This is a genomic window from Inquilinus sp., assembly GCF_039594555.1.
Classification (GTDB): Bacteria; Pseudomonadota; Alphaproteobacteria; order DSM-16000; family Inquilinaceae; genus Inquilinus.
Genome location: NZ_JBCNNF010000636.1, coordinates 1 through 2,612, shown reverse-complemented (window position 1 = coordinate 2,612; position 2,612 = coordinate 1). Strand labels below are relative to the sequence as shown.

Sequence of the window (2,612 nt, the reverse complement as noted above, 5' to 3'; positions counted from 1 at the left end):
GCAGCAGCTCCCGCAGTTCGGCCAGCGGCGACAGCGGCACCGGTGCCCAGGCCCGGCACAGCGCCAGCACGGCCAGCGAGTGCTGGGCGACGGAGAGCGGCAGCGGCCAGGCCGAATGCCCGCCCCAGCGATAGGTGCGGGCAAGGCCGAGGGCCAGGTCGCGATCGTCCCAGTCGAACGGGGTGGGGTTGAGCAGATCCAGCCGCTTGCCCGACGGCAGCCGGACCCAGGCCCGCGCCATCGCCGTCCGTCCCTCCCAACGCATCCGCTCTCCTCGATCCCTGGCCGCTCCGCCTTCCCGGTAGCACCGAACCCGGCAGGCTGTCATCCATGGCAGGCAAACACCGACGGGCCGCGTCAGCGGCCGCCGGTCGGATCGAATGGAAGCGTGTCAGGAACGGCTAGAGCTTGATGCCGTTGGTCTGCGCCTGGCGCGGCGCCCAGTTGCGCACGACAGAGCTTGCGGGGCCGTAGCGGCGGGCGAATTCGGCCTGGGACAGGCGCAAGCCCCGGCACAGCATCTCGGCCCGGAGCGCCGCCTGGACACGGGTCGGGCGGGTTGGAGCGGGGCTCGGGGCCTCGGCCGAAAGATCCATTTCCGCGATCTCCCTCATCGGGACCACAGTGTCGGTGTCGTTCGCGGCCTTGGGCGGAAGGGTCTTCAGTTCATGCTCATCCGCCCGAAGCGGGGCCGGACTCGTCTTGGGACGCCTGCGGTGCTGACCTGCCATGGCGATTCCTCCAGCGGCTTTTGTCGTTGCGGCTGCGGCAGCCCCGAAAGGCCCGCCGCGTGCCGTGGTTTCCGCAGGACCAAAGACCGGTGGCTGCATGTTCATCGGCGATGCGACGGATCCTGTGAAGCGCATCGGCACCGGGGGGCGGCACCAAACCGACAAACACACGGCCGGCAAGGGCTGGCGGAAATATCGCGCTCTGCGCCCTTGCGGTCGACCTCCGACCTGCAGGCTGCGCACTCTGCGCCAGCGGCTGCGCCTCGACAAGGAAAATCATCAATGAAGACATAATATTACATTCGAATGACGACCCGATGGCTGGTCTGTCGAACATGTGTTCAGAGCACTGTCGAATTGAACACCGATGCCACCTCAGCCGGGTCTAGCAGCCGCCATTTCCCTTCCGCCAGATCGCCCAGCGACAAGCCGCCGAGGGCCGACCGGTGCAGCGCTTCGACATGGTTGCCGACCGCCGCGAACATGCGCCGGACTTGGTGGTAGCGGCCCTCGGTCACGGTCAATCGGGCGCGCCGCGGTCCCAGCGGCTCCAGCACCGCCGGCTCCAGCGGCGTGGTCTCGGAGCGCAGCATCAGCGTGCCGGAGGCGAAGGCCGCCGCCTCCTCCCCCGTCAGGTCGCGGGCCAGCGTGGTCTCGTAGATCTTCGGGATCCGGCTTTTCGGCGAGATGATCCGGTGCAGCAGCGCACCGTCATCGGTCAGCAGCAGCAGGCCGGTGGTGTCGCGGTCCAGCCGCCCGACCGGGGCGATGATCGGGTTGCGCAGGCGGAAGCGCGGCGGCAGCAGCTCGTAGACCACCCGGCCGGGGTCGCTGGTCGAGCAGGTGAAGCCGGCCGGTTTGTGCAGCATCAGCACGGCACCGGGCGGCGGGTCGAGCGGCTGGCCGTCGACCCGGATCGCCTCATGCTCCGGCTGCGCCTCGGCATCGAGCGGCGCACCGCCGGCATCGGTGACGCGGCCGTCACGCAGCAGCGCCTCGACCTGCCTGCGGCTGCCATAGCCCAGATTGGCAAGGCGGCGGACCAGCTTCATTTGGTGCCCTTCGACGCCTCGATCACCTTGTAGGTGCCGTCATCGGCGATGCGGCGGACCATGACGAAGGCCTGCTCCAGCGTCGCCTCATAGGGCAGGTGACGGTTCGCCACCAGGAACAGCCGCCCCTTCTGGCGCAGGGCCGCCGCCGCCGCGGTGATGAAGGCGCGGCCGAGATCGTGCCGGTCGGCCCGGCCGCCCTCATGGAAGGGCGGGTTGGTGACGATGAAGTGGTAGCGGCGGTCGCGCGGCAGCCCGGCGGCGACATCGTACCAGAGAAAGTCCAGTTCGGCCCGGCCGGCATAGGGTTCGAGGTTGCGCCGCGCCAGCTCCAGCCCCCTTGCCTCGGCCTCGTAGAGGTCGAGCGAGGTCACCTCCGGGCAGCGCTCCAGGACTTCAACGGCAAGAATGCCGAAGCCGGCGCCGAGATCGGCGCCCTGCCCCTTCAGCTCCACCGGCAGATGGGCCGCCAGCAGGGCCGAACCGGGATCGATCCGGTCCCAGGCGAACAGGCCGGGACGGCTGAGGAAGCGGCCATCCGCGACCGGCCGCGGCTCGTCCAGCGCCGCCCACTCCGCCCGCAGGGCCGCATCACCGGCGCCGGCCCGCGCCCAGAACACGCGGCAGCGGTTCTTCGACAGGCTCTCGATCGGGCCGGCCAGCCGCTCCAGATCCTCCTCGGCCGAACGGGCGCCGTCGGTGTTGGCCAGGCTGACCACCACGGTCCCACCCGGCTCGGCTTGGTCCAGCGCCCGGGCCAGCAGCGCCCGCGCCGCCTCGCGCTGCCGTGGCGGCAACACCAGCACCAGCGGGAAGCGGCCCTCGACCC

General features: G+C 70.4%; 3 protein-coding genes and 1 pseudogene. All 4 read right to left on the bottom strand.

Features of this window, described 5'->3' with window-relative positions:
* A pseudogene (locus ABDW35_RS35335) lies at window positions 1–265 on the bottom strand (phosphohydrolase); the annotation flags it as partial.
* Between the two features lie 136 nt (window positions 266–401).
* A complete protein-coding gene (locus ABDW35_RS35330) occupies window positions 402–731 on the bottom strand; it encodes a hypothetical protein (RefSeq protein WP_343718516.1) in 330 nt (109 codons plus the stop codon).
* Between the two features lie 341 nt (window positions 732–1,072).
* Entirely contained in the window at window positions 1,073–1,783 is a 711-nt protein-coding gene (locus tag ABDW35_RS35325; protein ID WP_343718515.1) for a pseudouridine synthase, read from the bottom strand.
* Window positions 1,780–2,612 (bottom strand): methyltransferase (locus ABDW35_RS35320; protein ID WP_343718514.1); only part of this gene is annotated, 833 nt, incomplete at its 5' end. The genes ABDW35_RS35320 and ABDW35_RS35325, both read right to left, overlap by 4 nt.